11 protein-coding genes, 2 tRNA genes, 1 pseudogene and 1 riboswitch are annotated in these 17,813 nt (G+C 38.4%); of the genes and pseudogenes, 9 read left to right on the top strand and 5 right to left on the bottom strand.

The features are described 5' to 3' along the window. Positions 1-388 precede the first annotated feature (388 nt). Both ACIQZ6_RS06845 and ACIQZ6_RS06850 read right to left on the bottom strand, forming a co-directional pair. Positions 389-460: transfer RNA gene (locus ACIQZ6_RS06845), tRNA-Glu, on the bottom strand. A 78-nt stretch (positions 461-538) separates the two neighbouring features. Further along, positions 539-611: transfer RNA gene (locus ACIQZ6_RS06850), tRNA-Met, on the bottom strand. 179 nt (positions 612-790) lie between these two features. Here ACIQZ6_RS06850 and era point away from each other — a divergent pair. The 9 genes and pseudogenes from era to metF all read left to right on the top strand — a co-directional run bounded on the left by era (position 791) and on the right by metF (position 12,817). Further along, entirely contained in the window at positions 791-1,669 is an 879-nt protein-coding gene (era, locus tag ACIQZ6_RS06855; RefSeq protein WP_395809486.1) for a GTPase Era, read from the top strand. Between the two features lie 754 nt (positions 1,670-2,423). Continuing rightward, on the top strand, positions 2,424-3,725 hold the full coding sequence (gene der, locus ACIQZ6_RS06860) for a ribosome biogenesis GTPase Der (protein WP_395809488.1): 1,302 nt from the start codon (positions 2,424-2,426) through the stop codon (positions 3,723-3,725). Positions 3,726-3,741: 16 nt separating this feature from the next. After that, positions 3,742-3,930 carry a hypothetical protein gene (locus ACIQZ6_RS06865; protein WP_395809490.1) on the top strand — a complete coding sequence of 63 codons (189 nt, stop codon included), beginning with the start codon at positions 3,742-3,744 and terminating at the stop codon, positions 3,928-3,930. A 332-nt stretch (positions 3,931-4,262) separates the two neighbouring features. Next, entirely contained in the window at positions 4,263-5,075 is an 813-nt protein-coding gene (gene murQ / locus ACIQZ6_RS06870) for an N-acetylmuramic acid 6-phosphate etherase (protein ID WP_395809492.1), read from the top strand. A gap of 15 nt (positions 5,076-5,090) precedes the next feature. Beyond that, positions 5,091-5,657: a hypothetical protein gene (locus ACIQZ6_RS06875; RefSeq protein WP_395809494.1), complete on the top strand. Its 567-nt coding sequence runs from the start codon at positions 5,091-5,093 to the stop codon at positions 5,655-5,657. Between the two features lie 206 nt (positions 5,658-5,863). Then, on the top strand, positions 5,864-6,601 hold the full coding sequence (locus tag ACIQZ6_RS06880; RefSeq protein WP_395809496.1) for a Bax inhibitor-1/YccA family protein: 738 nt from the start codon (positions 5,864-5,866) through the stop codon (positions 6,599-6,601). Positions 6,602-7,360: 759 nt separating this feature from the next. Beyond that, positions 7,361-7,462: riboswitch (SAM riboswitch) on the top strand. A gap of 155 nt (positions 7,463-7,617) precedes the next feature. Then, complete coding sequence (gene metH / locus ACIQZ6_RS06885) at positions 7,618-11,289, top strand: methionine synthase (protein WP_395809498.1); 3,672 nt, start codon at positions 7,618-7,620, stop codon at positions 11,287-11,289. Positions 11,290-11,523: 234 nt separating this feature from the next. Then, a pseudogene (locus ACIQZ6_RS06890) lies at positions 11,524-11,796 on the top strand (four helix bundle protein); the annotation flags it as partial. A gap of 64 nt (positions 11,797-11,860) precedes the next feature. After that, a complete protein-coding gene (metF, locus tag ACIQZ6_RS06895) occupies positions 11,861-12,817 on the top strand; it encodes a methylenetetrahydrofolate reductase [NAD(P)H] (RefSeq protein WP_395809500.1) in 957 nt (318 codons plus the stop codon). Between the two features lie 93 nt (positions 12,818-12,910). Here the strand turns inward: metF and thrC are convergent, their stop codons facing one another. The 3 genes from thrC to thrA form a co-directional block, all read right to left on the bottom strand. Beyond that, on the bottom strand, positions 12,911-14,221 hold the full coding sequence (gene thrC, locus ACIQZ6_RS06900) for a threonine synthase (RefSeq protein WP_395809502.1): 1,311 nt from the start codon (positions 14,219-14,221) through the stop codon (positions 12,911-12,913). Then, positions 14,221-15,156, bottom strand: a complete 936-nt coding sequence (locus tag ACIQZ6_RS06905; RefSeq protein WP_395809504.1) for a homoserine kinase — start codon at positions 15,154-15,156, stop codon at positions 14,221-14,223. Before ACIQZ6_RS06905 ends, thrC begins: the two co-directional genes overlap by 1 nt. Positions 15,157-15,223: 67 nt before the next feature. Further along, positions 15,224-17,680: a bifunctional aspartate kinase/homoserine dehydrogenase I gene (gene thrA, locus ACIQZ6_RS06910; RefSeq protein WP_395809506.1), complete on the bottom strand. Its 2,457-nt coding sequence runs from the start codon at positions 17,678-17,680 to the stop codon at positions 15,224-15,226. Between the last annotated feature and the right edge of the window lie 133 nt (positions 17,681-17,813).

Below are 17,813 nucleotides of genomic sequence, written 5' to 3' on the forward strand. Positions count from 1 at the left end.
AATAAATTCTTTTTCAAAATAGTGGTTCAACACTCCTTAAAATATTTGAAACATTTATCCATCATCAAATTTCCACTCTTATAAATTAATTTGACTTTTTTTAGAACTTGGAAATTAGGAGGAATTTTTTCTGTAGGAGAAAAATATGACCTCGACAATAAAATGGGTCCGATTGGGGATTGAAGAATTAAAAACTTGTCAGTTACAAGAAACCTCAAAGTATTTGGGTATTGTTATTATTTGATTTGGAGTGACTTAAGAGGTTCCACTTTTTATGTTTCTGAAGTTGAAGTGAGTGGTAAAGCTCAATACTCAAAAATACAAAACATTCGGGCTTAGAACCTAAAATGAAAAACCCCACTCCTGATATCAGAAATGAGGTTTTTCGTAGCCCGTAGGGGAATCGAACCCCTGTTTCCAGAATGAAAATCTGGCGTCCTCACCCCTAGACGAACGGGCCATTTTGAGTTTTAAGTAATAAGTTATAGGTTGTAGGTAAGACTTATAACTTACAACTTATAACTTAGTACTTCTCAGGTAGCGGGAGCCAGACTCGAACTGACGACCTTCGGGTTATGAGCCCGACGAGCTACCAACTGCTCCATCCCGCACTGTATCATAATTTTAAAGGGTTATGAGCCCCACGAGCTAAGCTCGAATTTATAGGAATTTTCATTCCAAAAAGTGACAATTTTAAGCTTTAAAGAACGTGCTGTATTGCTTTTAAATTGGACTGCAAAGATATATTTCGTTTCTTTGCGGTGCAAATATATTTTAAAATAAATTTTACATGTCGCATAAAGCCGGATTTGTCAGTCTCGTTGGAAAACCAAACGTTGGAAAATCCACCCTAATGAATGCTCTTGTTGGAGAAAAACTATCTATAGTTACTCCTAAGGCACAAACTACGCGACATCGCATCTTGGGTATCGTAAATGAACCCGACTCGCAAATAGTTTTTTCAGATACGCCCGGAGTGATCAAACCGGTTTACGGAATGCAGGAATCGATGATGAGTTTCGTAAATGGCTCTCTTGTCGACGCAGATATCATCTTATTTGTCACAGATATCAATGAAAAGTATGATGAAAATGATGTTCTTGAAAAACTAGCCAAAACCACCTCACCTATTGCGGTAGTAATCAACAAGATCGATAAATCAAACGAAGATTTGGTAAAGGAAAAAATACTGTACTGGGATGAAAAATTGAAGCCACAAGCAATTTTTGCAGTTTCAGCATTACATGATCATAATGTACCCGCAGTAATGCAATTCATTATGGATAATCTGCCTGAGCATCCAGCATATTACGATAAAGACACACTAACTGATAGGAATGAACGTTTTTTTGTTTCAGAAATAATACGTGAAAAGGTATTTAAACTGTACGATAAAGAAATTCCATACAGTACCGAAGTAATCATTACTGCTTTCAAAGATGAAGCAAAAATTATTCGAATAAGCTCTGAAATTATTGTAGAACGTGATTCGCAGAAGAATATCATTATCGGCAAAGCTGGCGAAATGCTTAAAAAAGTTGGAACCTATGCCCGTAAAGACATGGAAGAGTTTCTTCAGAAAAAGGTCTTTTTAGAAATGTTTGTTAAAGTAATCCCAGATTGGAGAAACCGGAAAAACTATTTGAAGAGTTTTGGCTATGAGGATTAGAATTGAGATATGAGTATTGAGATATGAGTATTGAGACAGGAGATTGGAGTAAGTTTGAAATTAGTTTTTAATAGTAAAATTAGGGATTAAGAATTACGAGATACGAATTAAGAATTACGGATTACGAATTAGGAATTACGGATTGCGAATTGCGAATTAGGAAGTACTAAATAACTAACCAACTAAATAGTATTGAGATATGAGATATGAGTATTGAGACAGGAGATTAGAGTAAGTTGGAAATTAGTTTTTAATAGTAAGAATAGGAATTAGGAGATACGAATTAAGAATTACGAAGCACTAACCAACTAACTACTAACCAACTAACCAACTAAATAGTATTGAGATATGAGATGTGAGTATTGAGATATGAGATGTGAGACAGGAGATTAGATTAAGCTTAAAATTACTTTTTAATAGTAAAATCAGAAAGATTTGTAAAGTACTAAAACTAATTTTACAAGTTATATTATTACTGATAACTGATAACTGATAACTGATAACTGATAACAGATAACTGATAACTGATAACTGATTACTGATTACTGATAACTGATAACAGATAACTGATAACAGATAACTGACAACAGATAACTGATAACTGATAACTGATAACTGACAACAGATAACAGAACCAAGAATCAAGACTTTAGAAAACCTTGTAATTATTAATATACAAAATCAGGTTGAAGTGCGAATGGAATAAGACTACAATTGTCTTACATCCTGGCTCTTGGATCTTAGATCAAAAAAAATGAGCAACATAGTAGCAATCGTAGGACGTCCCAATGTAGGTAAGTCGACATTATATAACAGATTAACCGAAACACGCAAAGCGATAGTTGATGACTATAGTGGAGTAACCCGCGACAGACACTATGGAGTTGCTGAGTGGACCGACAAGCATTTTACCGTTATTGATACCGGTGGATATGTTGCGCACTCTGACGATGTGTTTGAGGCTGCAATACGTGAACAAGTAGTTATCGCAATTGAAGAGGCTACAGTTATTCTGTTTATGGTTGATGTGGTTACAGGAATTACTGACCTCGATGATGATATCGCCAAATTACTGCGCCGCAGTCAGAAGCCCGTTTTTGTGGTTGTCAATAAAGTTGATAATAATCAGCGACTCACAGATGCTAGCACATTTTACAGTTTAGGGCTGGGTGAGATCTTTCCGCTATCATCTATGTCAGGCTCAGGTACAGGTGAGCTTCTGGATGAAGTTATCAAACATTTCGAACCCGAAGATGAGGATGAAAATCAGCTTCCTAAATATGCGATTGTGGGTAGACCAAATGTTGGCAAATCATCTCTGATCAATGCCCTGATAGGACGCGAAAGAAATATCGTAACGCCAATCGCAGGAACAACCCGCGACTCCATTCATATTCATTATAACCAGTTTGGACATGAATTCATGTTGATCGATACTGCCGGACTGCGTAAAAAAACCAAGGTTAAAGAAAATATTGAATTTTACTCGGTGATGCGTACCATTAAAGCACTTGAAGAAGCCGATGTAGTGATTCTGATGATTGATGCGGTAGAAGGAATTGAATCGCAGGATATCAACATATTCCATCTAGCCGAGAAAAATAAAAAAGGGATTGTGATCCTGGTAAACAAATGGGATCTGATTGAAAAAAATACGAAAACAACAGGCATTTTTGAAGAACAAATCTATCAAAAGATAGCTCCGTTTACAGATGTGCCAATTGTATTTACTTCAGTGGTTGAAAAGCAAAGAATTTATAAATCACTTGAAGCTGCATCAAAGGTTTATGAAAATAAACTAAAAAAGATTCCAACATCTAAACTGAATGATGTCATGCTTCCGATTATTGAGAATTTTCCACCACCTGCTGTAAAAGGAAAATACGTAAAAATAAAATACATAACGCAGATCAACGCATCATCACCAATGTTTGCCTTCTTCTGTAACCTTCCGCAATATGTAAAAGAACCGTATAAGCGTTTTATAGAAAATAAAATTCGGGAGAACTTTGATTTTACTGGAGTACCCATTCAAATATTCTTCAGACAGAAATAAAAAGATTCGAGATGCGATGAAAAAAACAGTGTTAACACTTTGCGCAATGGCACTAGTATTTACGGCTTGCACTAGTACAGATCAGCGAGAAATTGACAAACAGGATTCTATCAAGGAAGCTGCAATTGCAGACTCGATGCTGAATTCAGCGATTGAGGCCAACTCTCTAATTCAGGATACCCTAAGGGTTGATTCGATCAACTAGTAAAACTTTAGCGCAAAAACTTTGAATAACTCCCGCCACCAGATCTATACCCTACTCGTCAAAATTTAAGGCGTTATCATATCCCTCATCCCCCGAAATTATTCTGTGTAAGCATCGTTTTCAGCTCTATTTTTGCAACACCAGGTGTTTCTAATTGATTGCTATTTGCCTTAATCTTGCTCAAAGCAGAGCTATTTGAATGTTCTTTCTTATATCCTGAACATTGAAGCTATTTTTTGGGGAGATAAAATTCTTAGCAACAGAATAATGATTATAAAAACTATAAGCTATTAGATAATATTCCGATTTTTGTAGTTGAAACAAAAATGAAAATGAATAGAACTACTGAACAGGATTCAAATTATACCGATCTCGATAAGATGTCAACTGCAGAATTACTGCATGGCATTAATACTGAAGATATAACTGTGCCATTAGCTGTTGAAAAAGTAATTCCCGAAATTGAAAAGCTAGTGAATGTGATAGTAGAGAAGGTAAGCAAGGGAGGTCGTCTATTTTATATAGGTGCCGGCACAAGCGGTCGTCTTGGGATTCTTGATGCATCTGAATGCCCACCAACTTATGGTGTTCCATTTGATATGGTTGTTGGCATCATAGCCGGTGGAGATAAGGCTATAAGAAGGGCAGTTGAAAATGCAGAGGATAATTCAGAACAAGCCTGGAAAGATCTTCTGGAATTTAATATCTCAGATAAAGACGTTCTGATTGGTATCGCTGCTTCTGGAACAACACCCTATGTTATTGGTGGTCTGAAAAAAGCCAATGAATATGGATTAGAAACTGGATGTATTGTTTGTAATGCAGGTAGCCCAGTTGCTGACGCCGCAAAATACCCAATCGAGGTAGTTGTTGGACCTGAATTTGTAACCGGCTCTACACGCATGAAATCAGGAACTGCTCAAAAACTGGTTTTGAACATGATCAGCACTACCTCAATGATCAAGCTTGGCAGGGTTAAAGGCAATAAAATGGTTGATATGCAACTAACCAACGTAAAATTGGTTGGACGTGCCGTAAATATGGTGATGCAAGAAACAAACTTAGATGAAAAAACTGCGCAAACCTTACTTGATACCTACGGAAGCGTACGTAAAGCTGTTGAAAATGCACCAGCAAAATCATAATCCGGCAAAGCTGTTATGCATGAAATAGAACCATATTACCGATGGAGAGACGATTATATCGCTTCTGAAGACCCCCTTTCGCCATTTGTTGATACAAAATACAACGAATTTGAATTTGATAAGCAGATTTATAATTACCTGATACACCCGCAATGGGATTTCTTTGGTTCTCAAACGCTCTATCTAAAGGTTATATATGCCGATTATGATCTGGGATTTTCAATAATTGAATTTATAGGAGAGTGGAATGATGCCCTACATAATGATATCATGATCCTAAAAAGAGAGATCATTGAACTGATGATTGATCAAGGGCTTAATAAATTCATATTAATTGGAGAGAACATCCTTAACTTTCATTCTTCTGATGATTGTTATTATGAAGAATGGTTCCAGGATGTTGAAGATGGCTGGATAGCCGGAATAAATTTCAGAGAACATGTAATCAGCGAATTCAAAAGAAATAATATTGATTATTATATCAACCTTGGTGGCAACCTAGATGATATGGCCTGGCGTAACCTAAAACCTATACAGTTATTTAAAAATGTTGAAAGGGAATTAAGTAGAAGGCTGGAGTAAGGGGATTTGTAAGTTGTAAGTTGTAGGTTATAAGTTGTAGGTTATAAGTTGTAGGTTATAGGTTATAAGTTGTAGGTTATAGGTTATAAGTTGTAGGTTATAGGTTATAAGTTGTAAGTAGTAAGGGGGAATTAATTAGTAAACTTTTACGTTCCGATAACACAAGTAAGGATCAATTGTATTAAATTCGATAAAACAATTTTAAGATGTCACAAAAAGAAACAATATACCAGTATAACAACGAGCCAATAGTGCAGCGTGAAAGTGGAATAACCTCCAGAAACTTTCTACCCAATGTATTTTTATGGATGTTCATTGCACTTGCCCTATCAGCAGGGTTCGCATGGTCTTTTTCTTCGGATGATGCTTTATTAAGCATGCTAATGGATACCGAAACTGGAGGAAGAACTACCCTTGGAACAATAGCTATGTTTGCGCCGCTAGCTTTTGTTTTGGTGATGTCATTTGGAATGAACCGGCTTTCATTTCCCGTATTGGCATTAATTTTTGTATTGTACTCTGCCGCAACCGGTATAAGTTTGAGTTATATTTTATTAGTTTATACATCCTCATCGGTCTTAGGATGTTTTATATCTGCTTCTCTCCTATTTGGGGTTATGGCTTTTGCAGGTTATACCACTGAGCAAGATCTTACCAAATTCGGGCCTATTTTGATGATGGCCTTAGTAGGAATCGTCATTGCAAGCGTGGTCAACTTCTTCTTAGGAAGTAGCCAATTAGATTATATCATCAGCTTTATAGGTGTTGCTCTATTCGTGGGTTTAACTGCCTATGATATGCAACGACTTAAACGTATTGCTGCCGGAATTGAATACGGTGATGCCTCAGCAAATAAAATGGTGATTATGGGCGCCTTAACCTTATATCTTGATTTTATAAATATGTTTTTGATGTTACTTCGTTTATTTGGCGGGAAAAAGTAAAGGTCTGTTAACTGTTAACTGTTATCTGTTATCTGTTGTCTGTTGACTGTTGACTGGCTAACGTACCCAATCTGATAACTGATAACTGACAACTGATAACTTTGGTTGAGGTATGAAAGAAGCAGAATCTATCTCAATACTCTATACGCAATACTCAATACTCAAATTGCCTCCATTTTCTGTTGTCTGACTAACGTCCCCAATCAGATAACTGATAACTGACAACTGATAACTTTGGTTGAGGTATGAAAGAAGCAGAATCTATCTCAATACTCTATACTCAATACTCAAATTGCCTCCATTTTCTGTTGTCTGACTAACGTCCCCAATCAGATAACTGATAACTGACAACTGATAACTTTGGTTGAGGTATGAAAAAAGCAGAAAATTTCAATTAGCACCACACAGTCTTTGTTCTTGGTTCTTTGTTCTTGGCTCCAGTTATCTGAGGTCGGAGGTATGAAGTATGAAAAAAGCAGAAAATTTCAATTAGCACCACACAGTCTTTGTTCTTGGTTCTTGGTTCTTGGCTCCAGTTGTCTGAGGTCGGAGGTATGAAGTAGGAGGTATGAAAAAAGCAGAAAATTTCAATTAGCACCGCACAGTCTTTGTTCTTGGTTCTTGGTTCTTGGCTCCAGTTGTCTGTTACCTGTTGTCTGACTAAGGTGCCCAATCAGATAACTGATAACTGACAACTGATAACTGACAACTGATAACACATCTATTTGCATTTCATCAAATTATCTTGCACTTTTGCACTGCTTATTCAGAAAGACGGAGGGATTAGACCCTACGAAGTCTTAGCAACCTGTGCTAACAAGGTGCTACATTCTATCTCACACATGTGAGAAAAGATAAGTTAAAGTCAATGAATACCGACTTTTTGAAGATAAGCCAAGCTGAGTATTGAGATTTGAGTATTGCGTATTGCGACACTTTAAATTAGTACTTGTTTTAATTTTTAGGGTTTTAACCGATTTATATCTCAATACCCTATACGCATTACGCTATACTAAATGATCAGAGAAGAATTAAAAAAACGAATACTAGTTATTGACGGAGCCATGGGTACCATGATTCAGCGCTATCAATTAACAGAAGAAGATTTCAGAGGCGAACGTTTCAAAGATCACCCATGTGATGTTAGAGGTAATAATGACCTATTAAATATAACTCGCCCCGACATCATAAAAGCAATCCATGCTGAATACTTAGAAGCAGGTGCCGATATTATTGAAACCAATACCTTCAGCACTCAACGTATTTCCATGGCTGATTATCAGATGGAAGACCTCTCGTATGAGATGAGCTTTGAAGGTGCACGCATAGCCAAAGAAATTGCAACAGAATATACACTCAAAAATCCAGAAAAACCTCGTTTTGTTGCCGGTGCCTTAGGTCCAACAACTAAAATGGCCTCCATGTCGCCAGATGTAAATGATCCCGGATATCGGGCAGTGACATTTGATGAACTTGTGGATGCCTATTATGAGCAGGTAAAAGGACTAATTGAAGGTGGTGCGGATGTGCTCTTATTCGAAACAATAACCGATACCCTGATCACCAAAGCCGCCCTTTTCGCAGCAAAAAACTACGAAAATGAAAGTGGCAAAAAGATCGATATCATGATTTCAGGAACCATCACTGATGCCAGCGGTAGAACCTTATCTGGCCAAACCGTTGAAGCATTTTTGAACTCCTTAAGTCATGCCAACTTACTAAGCATCGGACTGAATTGTGCACTAGGTGCAAAAGATATGCGCCCGCATATTCAAGAACTTTCTGAAAAAGCTTCTTGTTTTATTTCAGCTTATCCCAATGCCGGGCTTCCAAATGAATTTGGGGCATACGATGAATTGCCACATGAAACCGCCCACCTAGTGGAAGATTTCATGGCAAATGGATTTGTTAATATTGTTGGTGGATGCTGTGGCACTACTCCTGAACATATAAAATGCATTGCTGATAAAGCGGCCAAATTCCCGCCAAGGGTTCCTCCTGTGCCAGAACCTTTTATGCGGCTTAGCGGTCTTGAACCGGTTACATTAACACCCCTGACCAATTTTGTGAATATTGGTGAGCGCACTAACATTACCGGATCTCCTAAATTCTCTAAACTGATTTTAAGCGGGAACTTTGATGAGGCCTTATCTGTTGCACGCCAACAGGTTGAAGGTGGTGCTCAGATTATTGATGTGAACATGGACGAAGGAATGCTTGATTCTGAAGCAGCTATGGTCAAATTTTTGAATCTTATTGCCTCAGAACCTGATATTTCTAAACTTCCAATCATGGTCGATTCCTCTAAATGGAGTGTGATTGAAGCCGGATTAAAGTGCCTACAAGGCAAAGGAATTGTGAATTCTATCTCCCTAAAAGAGGGCGAAGAAGCATTTAAAACTTATGCTGGCAAGATCCGTCAATATGGTGCTGCGGTAGTGGTTATGGCTTTTGATGAGGCCGGGCAGGCCGATTCATTAGAAAGACGTAAAGAAATATGTCAGAGGTCATACAATATCTTAGTTAATGAGGTCAATTTCCCGCCTCAGGATATAATTTTTGATCCGAATATCCTGACCGTTGCTACTGGTCTGGAAGAGCATAACAATTACGCCGTCGATTTTATTGAGGCTACACGCTGGATCAAACAGAACCTTCCTCTAGCAAAAGTTAGTGGTGGAGTGAGTAATATTTCATTCTCATTTAGAGGTAATAATACCGTCCGCGAAGCGATGCACTCTGCTTTTTTGTACCATGCAATTAAAGCAGGTCTAGACATGGGAATTGTGAATGCCGGTATGCTTGAGGTTTATGAAGAGATCCCTAAAGATCTTCTCGAATTGGTGGAAGATGTATTGCTTAACCGCAGACCAGATGCCACTGAACGCCTGGTTGATTTTGCAGATACCATTAAAACGAAAGGCAAAGTAATCGTAAAGGATGAAGAATGGCGTAAAAATAGTGTCGAATCAAGACTCTCACATTCTCTTGTCAAAGGTATCATTGATTACCTAGACGATGATGTTGAAGAGGCTCGCCAAAAATATGCTAAACCCCTAGAAGTGATCGAAGGACCACTGATGGATGGAATGGGAATAGTGGGCGATTTGTTCGGTCAAGGAAAAATGTTTCTTCCACAAGTTGTAAAATCTGCCCGAGTGATGAAGAAAGCTGTAGCCTATTTACTGCCCTTTATCGAAGAGGAAAAACTGAACAATGCAGATAGTAATCAGCGAAAAAACGCCGGAAAAGTATTGTTGGCAACCGTAAAAGGAGATGTTCATGATATCGGAAAAAACATCGTTGGTGTTGTTCTGGCATGTAATAACTTTGAGGTGATTGACCTTGGCGTGATGGTTCCGGCTCAAAAAATCATAGATACAGCGAAAGCTGAAAATGTAGATATTATTGGACTTAGCGGACTAATCACCCCATCGCTCGACGAAATGGTGCATTTCGCTAAAGAAATGGAAAGACAGGGATTTACTATTCCCTTAATCATTGGTGGAGCAACAACCTCCCGAATCCATGCAGCTGTAAAGGTAGCACCCAATTATTCTGGACCGGCAGTACATGTTCTTGACGCTTCAAGAAGTGTAACCGTATGCAGCACGCTAATGAGTGATGATAACAGGGATGCTTACATTAGCTCTATACGAGAGGAATATGATAAGGCCAGAGAGAGTCATTTAAACAAGAAGTCTGACAAACAGTTCAAAACCATTGAAGAAGCCAGAAAAGCAAAATTTCAACTAGATCTGAGTCTTCCAGCCGTTCAAAAACCAAGGTTCTTAGGAACTAAGATATTTGCCGATTTTTCTTTAGAAGAGTTGGTTCCATATATCGACTGGACACCATTTTTCCATACCTGGGAACTAAGAGGCAGCTTCCCACGCATATTTGAAGATGATTTTGTTGGAGCCGAAGCCAAAAAATTATACGATGAAGCCCGAGTCTTATTGGATACGATTATTGCTGATCAATCTTTGAAAGCTAAAGGGGTTATTGGCTTCTGGCCAGCTAACTCTGTTGGTGATGATATCGAACTTTATACCGATGAAAGCAGAACTCAGGTTTATAAAACAATCCATACCCTGCGCCAGCAATCAGAGAAAGCAGAAGGTGAACCTTATTATGCTTTATCTGATTTTATTGCACCCAAAGAATCAGGCATTGCCGACTATTGGGGCGGTTTTGCTGTAACAACCGGTATTGGCTGTGATGAACTGGTTGCCATTTTCGAGAAAAATTATGACGACTATAACAGTATTATGGTCAAAGCACTTGCCGACAGACTTGCTGAAGCATTCGCAGAACGTATGCATGAATTAGTAAGAAAAGAATTCTGGGCCTATTCTCAAGATGAATCATTAAATTCTGAAGAACTGATCAAGGAAAAATATATCGGCATACGTCCGGCACCAGGTTATCCTGCATGCCCAGATCATACCGAAAAAGAAACTTTATTTGAAATTTTGGATGCAGAAAATGCAACCACTATACACTTGACAGAGAGTTTTGCAATGTATCCAACAGCAGCAGTAAGCGGTTTCTATTTTGCTCACCCTCAGTCACGCTATTTTGGATTAGGGAAGATCAACAAAGATCAGGTAGTAGATTACGCTATTCGCAAGAATATGCCATTGGAGGATGTGGAGAGGTGGTTGAGTCCGAATTTATCGTATTAAGTTGTCAGTTATCTGTTATCTGTTATCTGTAAATTGATAATTAGTATACGGCATGAATTATTGATTTAAAGGTATAATTGGTTATAAGTTGAATATTGGTTGTAATTTATTTCGCAAAACCAATTATTCAAAATGGCTGAATCAGAAAAGAGGTATAAAGATTTAAATGTTTGGCAGGAAGCGAGAAAACTTTCAAAAGATATTTATTCACTCACAAGTTAGTTTCCAAAAGAGGAACAATTCGGATTGATTAATCAGATGAGAAGATGCGCAATATCTGTACCCTCAAATATTGCCGAGGGCTGTGGAAGAAATTATCCAAAAGATAGTATTCAATTTTTTCATATCTCAAGAGGATCACTTTATGAATTAGAAACTCAATTGTATCTTAGTTTTGATTTAAATTATATTGACCAAACTAAACTTAATCAAGTTCTACTATCAACTGAAACTACAAGAAAATTATTGAGTGGATTCATTAAATATTACCAAAAATTATTAAAATAGAAAAGTAAGCCTAATCTAACCCGGCAACAGATAACCGATAACAGACAACTGATAACCGATTAAAATGAAAATCACAGAACACATAGCAGCCGCAAAAGGCAAAACACTATTCTCTTTCGAACTGTTGCCGCCGGTTAAGGGTCAGAGTATTCAGGGTATATACGATGCCATTGATCCATTAATGGAGTTTAATCCTCCGTTTATTGATGTTACCTACCACAGAGAGGATTATATATACAAACAGCATGACAGCGGTTTACTTGAAAAAGTTTCTTACCGTAAACGCCCGGGTACAGTAGCCATTTGTGCCTCCATCATGAACAGGTATAAAGTTGATGCAGTTCCGCATCTTATCTGTGGAGGATTTACAAAAGAAGAAACCGAAAATGCGCTAATCGACCTACAGTTCCTTGGTATCGATAATGTGTTGGTTTTGCGTGGAGATGCCCGCCATGCGGATTCCGGATTTATTCCAACTCCTGGAGGGCATGCCTATGCTACCGAACTACTGCAACAGGTTGTTGATATGAATAACGGCGTTTATCTTCATGAAGATCATGATACGGCTTATAAAACCCAATTTTGTATTGGTGTTGCCGGATATCCAGAAAAGCATTTCGAGGCACCTAATTTGAAAACAGACTTTAATTTCCTGAAACAGAAAGTTGAAATGGGCGCTGAATTTATTGTTACTCAAATGTTTTTTGACAATTCAAAATATGTTGAATTTGTTGATCAATGTCGCAAGAATGGCATACATGTGCCGATCATTCCAGGTTTAAAACCGATCACATCATCCAAACAGATGATCAGTTTACCAAAAATATTCCATATCGACCTTCCTGAAGAATTAAGTGAGGCCGTTGCCAAATGTAAATCAGAAAAAGAAGTTAAAGAGGTTGGCATTGAGCACATGATTGCACAATGTAAAGAGCTTATGAAAATTGGAGCACCTGTTTTGCACTTTTACACCATGAGTAATCCCGGTCCAACAAAAAAGATTGCAGAAGCGATATTTTAATATCATTCCCTTTGGATGAAATTTTTTCGTCCAAAGGGTATTTACACTATTCTTGATTTGATTTTTTTATCGAATCTGCCTAAAAAGCTGGCATTATTGCCTCCCTAAAAGATACTTCTTAAAGGATTCAAAATCATTCCCAAGACTTACAACAACCCGTATTTTATACTCCAGATCTTTTACCTGAGCAGGAATTTCAATTTCACGGGCAATTTCATCTGAAAAAATATCTGGGAACTTGCATGGATGAGCAGTAGCTAAAAACACACCGGCAGTATCCTCTGTAGTATGGTCATTCATCCATTGTTTTAAAGCCATCCATCCAATAGCCGTATGTGGGCACATGATGTAGCCGTGGTCTGCATGAACCTGCCTAATGGCATCCAGAGTTTGCTCATCGGTATAACTATACCCTGTTAAAATCTTTTTCAGTTCTTCCCTATTGTTATCAAAAAGATCCATGATACGCACCCAATTACTTGGGTCGCCAACATCCATCGCATTCGACCAAGTTTGAACAGAGGGTTTTGACTGATAAACACCGGTTTGCAGAAATGATGGAACCGTATCATTCGCATTAGTTGCAGCCAGAAATTGCTGTACTGGCAGCCCCATTTTCCAGGCAAGCATTCCAGCCCCAATATTTCCAAAATTTCCACTGGGCACCGAAAAAACCACCTTAGTATACCCCTGTCGCTGAAGCTGTGCATACGCATTAAAATAATAGAAGGTCTGTGGGATAAGCCTTGAAATATTAATAGAATTGGCTGATGTTAGGCGGAATCGATCCTTCAATTCAGAATCATTGAATGCCCTTTTTACCAAGGCCTGGCAATCATCAAATGTTCCATCAATCTCTAAAGCACGAATATTTTGACCATTGGTTGTGAGTTGTAGCTCCTGTATGGCACTAACCTTACCCTTGGGATAAAGAATTGTTACCCGGGTGTTGGCAACACCCAAAAAACCAAGTGCAACTGCCCCGCCAGTGTCGCCAGATGTAGCAACAAGAATATTTAATTCCTTCTCGCCTTCATTTAGAAAATAGGCCATGACCCGACTCATGAATCGTGCACCAAAATCTTTAAATGCTAAAGATGGTCCATGAAACAGTTCTAGAACATGAATTTGTTCAGAAATTTTTACTACCGGTGCCTCAAAATTGATCGCTTCATTAATAATTTGCTGAAGGTCAGCATCAGGAATAGCCCCATTCAGCATTGCCCTAGAAACCTGAAATGCAATCTCAGGTAATGAATATAAATGAAGATCCCTGATAAATTCTGGATCCAGTACCGGGATATTTTCCGGCATGTACAGACCCTTGTCTTGGGGTAAACTTGAAAACACACCCTCCTTAAAGGGTACCCTCAAATATTTATTATTAGTACTGTATAAATTCATTAATCTAAAATAATTGGCCCTTGGGCGTTGATCGGCGAACGGTATGCAATACTTTCGGTATCCAGCCAAAGGAAATGCTTTTGTAATTTTTCATTGATAATACGTGCATCATCTTCATTCCTGGTAAAGGTAAAAACTGATGGCCCTGAACCTGAGATGCCAAAGCTCAAAGCACCATTTTCAATCGCAATTTCGCGAAGTTTATAAAAATCAGGAATCAGAATCGACCGAACAGGTTCAACAATCACATCTTTCATACTTCTGGCAATCAGATCAATATCTTTGGTATATAATCCGGCAACCAGACCGGCAACATTGCCCCATTGAACAACAGCATCTTTAAGCAAGATCTTACTACGAATAATCTGTCGGGCATCACGTGTGGGTACATCGATCTGTGGGAATACAATTGAACAGTAAAGCTCTTCAGGGTAAGGAAGTTTTATGATATCAAGCGGCTCATAGCTTCTAACCAGTACAAAGCCTCCAAGCAAGGCAGGAGCTACATTATCTGCATGGCCATATCCGCAGGCCATTTCTTCGCCTTTCATCGCAAAAGGAACAAGCTCCATTTTACTTAATGGATTATCCATTAGCGTATTTATTGCAAACAATCCAGCTACTGTACTAGCAGAGCTTGATCCCAAGCCACTACCAATAGGCATTTTCTTAACTAATTCAATTTCTACTCCTATATCTGGCCGGCCAATATGATTGAGATAATGTTGCACACTTAAACTAACTGTATTTTTTGCAGGGTCGTAAGGTAAACGTCCATCATCGCCACTAATTTTGGTAATGATCACACCAGGTTCATCTCTCAAGCGCATAATCACCTCATCTCCAGGCGCATTCACTGCAAAGCCCAGAACATCATAGCCACAAACAACATTGGCTACCGTGGCGGGAGCAAAAACATTAACTGATCTTCTCATATTCATTTATCACCTGAGTACCCTACTAAAAGCACCATATCCAAAATTATTAAAACTCATTACACTACTAAAATTTCTGTGCCCCTACATGCACGATATCTGCAAAAACACCTGCTGCGGTAACTTCGGCACCAGCACCTGGGCCTTTAACTACCATTGGTCTTTCTCTGTATCTGTCAGTTGTAAATGAAATAATATTATCACTGCCAGATAAAGCATAAAAAGGATGGGTATCATTAACCATTTGAAGACTGATCTTTACTTTACCATTCTCCAGTTTACCAATATAACGTAATACTTTTTTATCCTCTTCAGCTTGTTTTTTAATCGCATCAAAAAAATCATTTTCAGCTTTTAGGGCCAAGTAAAAATCATCAACAGATTTAGCATCAAGACAGGATTGGGGAAGCATACTTTCTATATCAATATCTTCTGCTTCAAGCTCATAACCAGCATCACGGGCCAGAATAAGCATTTTTCGCATAAAGTCGGTCCCACGAAGGTCATCTCGTGGATCTGGCTCAGTATACCCTTTTTCTTGAGCCTGTTTTACAATATCATGGAAAGTTACATCTCCCGTATAATTGTTAAATATATAAGAGATGGTACCTGAAAGAATCGATTCAATACTGATGATACGGTCGCCGCTAATCATCAGGTCTTTTAGAGTTTTTACAATAGGCAGCCCGGCTCCAACATTGGTCTCATAAAAAAAGTCGACCCCATGTAGTCTTGCTGTATCTCTGAACTGTTTATACTGCGCAAGTGACCCTGAATTTCCGATCTTATTGCAGGTTACAATAGAAATATTGGAGCTGAATATCTCCTGATAAAATTCAATTGGGTTTTTACTTGCGGTATTATCAGCAAATACACAGTTTGGAAGGTTCAAGGCTTTCATACGCTTAACAAAAGTTGAAAGTTCTGCCATTTCACCCTGTTCTTGCAAATCATTCTCCCAGTTCTCTAGCGTGATACCATTTTCATTGAACATCATTTTACGAGTATTACTGATACCCACCACTTTGATTTGTATACCATTATGCTTTTGAAGAAAATCTTTATGCTGCAACAATTGTTTAAATAGCGTAGATCCAATATTGCCGGTGCCCAAACAGAAAACATGAAGGGTCTTGTTCAGTTCTACAAAAAAGGCATCGTGAACCGCATTAAGACCTTTGTTAAGATCCTCGCGTGAAATTACAACCGATATATTATACTCAGATGAACCTTGTGCTATTGCCCTAACATTGATACCGTTACGGCCAAGTGAATGGAATAATTTACCAGAAATGCCAGGGGTTTGCTTCATGTTTTCGCCCACTATTGCCAGTACCGAAAGGCCTTGCTCAAATACAGGCGCTTCAATTTTCTTAGCCAAAAGTTCGAGTTCAAACTCATGTTCGATTAAATACTGAGCCCTGGCTGCATCAGAAGGGTGAATAGCAAAGGTGATACTGTGTTCTGACGAAGATTGAGTGATCAAGATAATATTAATTTGCTCGCGTGCTAACAGAGAAAATAAGCGGCCGCTGAATCCAGCTTTTCCTACCATTCCACTTCCTTCTATATTGATAATACTGATATCATTGATGGATGAAATTCCCTTGATTGCCAGATTAGAACTTTGACAGTTATGACGGATTACTGAACCCAGAAATTCAGGCTCAAAAGTATTGCGTATTACAATCGGAATCTTTTTCAAAAATGCAGGGATCATGGTTGGTGGATAAATCACCTTTGCTCCGAAAAAGGAAAGTTCCATGGCCTCTGTATATGAAAGTTCAGGTAAAGAAAATGCCTTTTTTACCATCCGCGGATCGGCAGTCATCATTCCATTTACATCAGTCCAGATCTCAATCTCCTGTGCATTTAAAGCAGAACCAACAATAGCAGCTGTGTAATCACTTCCGCCTCTTCCCAATGTTGTTATTCTACCTTCCTCATTACTTGCAATAAAGCCGGTTATAAAAATAATTTTACCGCTATTTCTACTATAATGATCACGAATGAGCATTTCTGAAAGCTCCATGTTTACGCGCGCCTGACCGTATGTGCTATCTGTTTTTATTAATTCGGCCGCATTGACAAACAAATCATCATCTAATTTTTGTCCAAAGATCTTACTGATCATTAATGCCGAACAACGCTCACCATAACTCAGTATCAGGTCGCGGGTTCTAGGAGTTAATTCCCTCAAGATCAATACGCCCTGAAGCAAATCTTCAAGCTCATTGAACAGAATGCGAAGCTTAGTAAATACAGGATTCTGCTTAGATACGGCCAGCAACTCCTTAATCACATGGAAATGCCGCTCTTCAAGCTCCTTTAATTCATTGCTAAAGGTGCCTCCCAGCTCTGCTTTTTCGGCCATGTCAGCAAGGAGATTGGTCACACCGCTCATAGCCGAAAGCACTACAACCGGATTGCCAGAATTTGCCTGCTCCTTTTCAATAATCTGCACTAATTTGCTGATCGATTCAACCGATCCAACTGAGGTGCCCCCGAACTTTAAAACTTTCATTATTAATGGTTTTTCTTCAATTTCTGGTAAAAAAAAACGCCTTCCTCGTTATCTGAGGAAGGCGTTTTTGATGTTTTATGTTTAATTTACACCATACATTCCCGTTCCCCATGCAATAGCGTGGTGGTAGTGG

The sequence above is a fragment of the Daejeonella sp. genome, from assembly GCF_044348475.1.
Classification (GTDB): Bacteria; Bacteroidota; Bacteroidia; order Sphingobacteriales; family Sphingobacteriaceae; genus Daejeonella.

What these genes read in the sequence shown, in the direction of transcription:
- ACIQZ6_RS06905 (WP_395809504.1), bottom strand. Translation starts at nt 15,156, where the DNA reads ATGAGAAGATCAGTTAATGTTTTTGCTCCCGCCACGGTAGCCAATGTT.
- metF (WP_395809500.1), top strand. Translation starts at nt 11,861, where the DNA reads ATGAAAATCACAGAACACATAGCAGCCGCAAAAGGCAAAACACTATTC.
- der (WP_395809488.1), top strand. Translation starts at nt 2,424, where the DNA reads ATGAGCAACATAGTAGCAATCGTAGGACGTCCCAATGTAGGTAAGTCG.
- murQ (WP_395809492.1), top strand. Translation starts at nt 4,263, where the DNA reads ATGAATAGAACTACTGAACAGGATTCAAATTATACCGATCTCGATAAG.
- metH (WP_395809498.1), top strand. Translation starts at nt 7,618, where the DNA reads ATGATCAGAGAAGAATTAAAAAAACGAATACTAGTTATTGACGGAGCC.
- ACIQZ6_RS06880 (WP_395809496.1), top strand. Translation starts at nt 5,864, where the DNA reads ATGTCACAAAAAGAAACAATATACCAGTATAACAACGAGCCAATAGTG.
- era (WP_395809486.1), top strand. Translation starts at nt 791, where the DNA reads ATGTCGCATAAAGCCGGATTTGTCAGTCTCGTTGGAAAACCAAACGTT.
- ACIQZ6_RS06865 (WP_395809490.1), top strand. Translation starts at nt 3,742, where the DNA reads ATGAAAAAAACAGTGTTAACACTTTGCGCAATGGCACTAGTATTTACG.
- thrC (WP_395809502.1), bottom strand. Translation starts at nt 14,221, where the DNA reads ATGAATTTATACAGTACTAATAATAAATATTTGAGGGTACCCTTTAAG.
- thrA (WP_395809506.1), bottom strand. Translation starts at nt 17,680, where the DNA reads ATGAAAGTTTTAAAGTTCGGGGGCACCTCAGTTGGATCGGTTGAATCG.
- ACIQZ6_RS06875 (WP_395809494.1), top strand. Translation starts at nt 5,091, where the DNA reads ATGCATGAAATAGAACCATATTACCGATGGAGAGACGATTATATCGCT.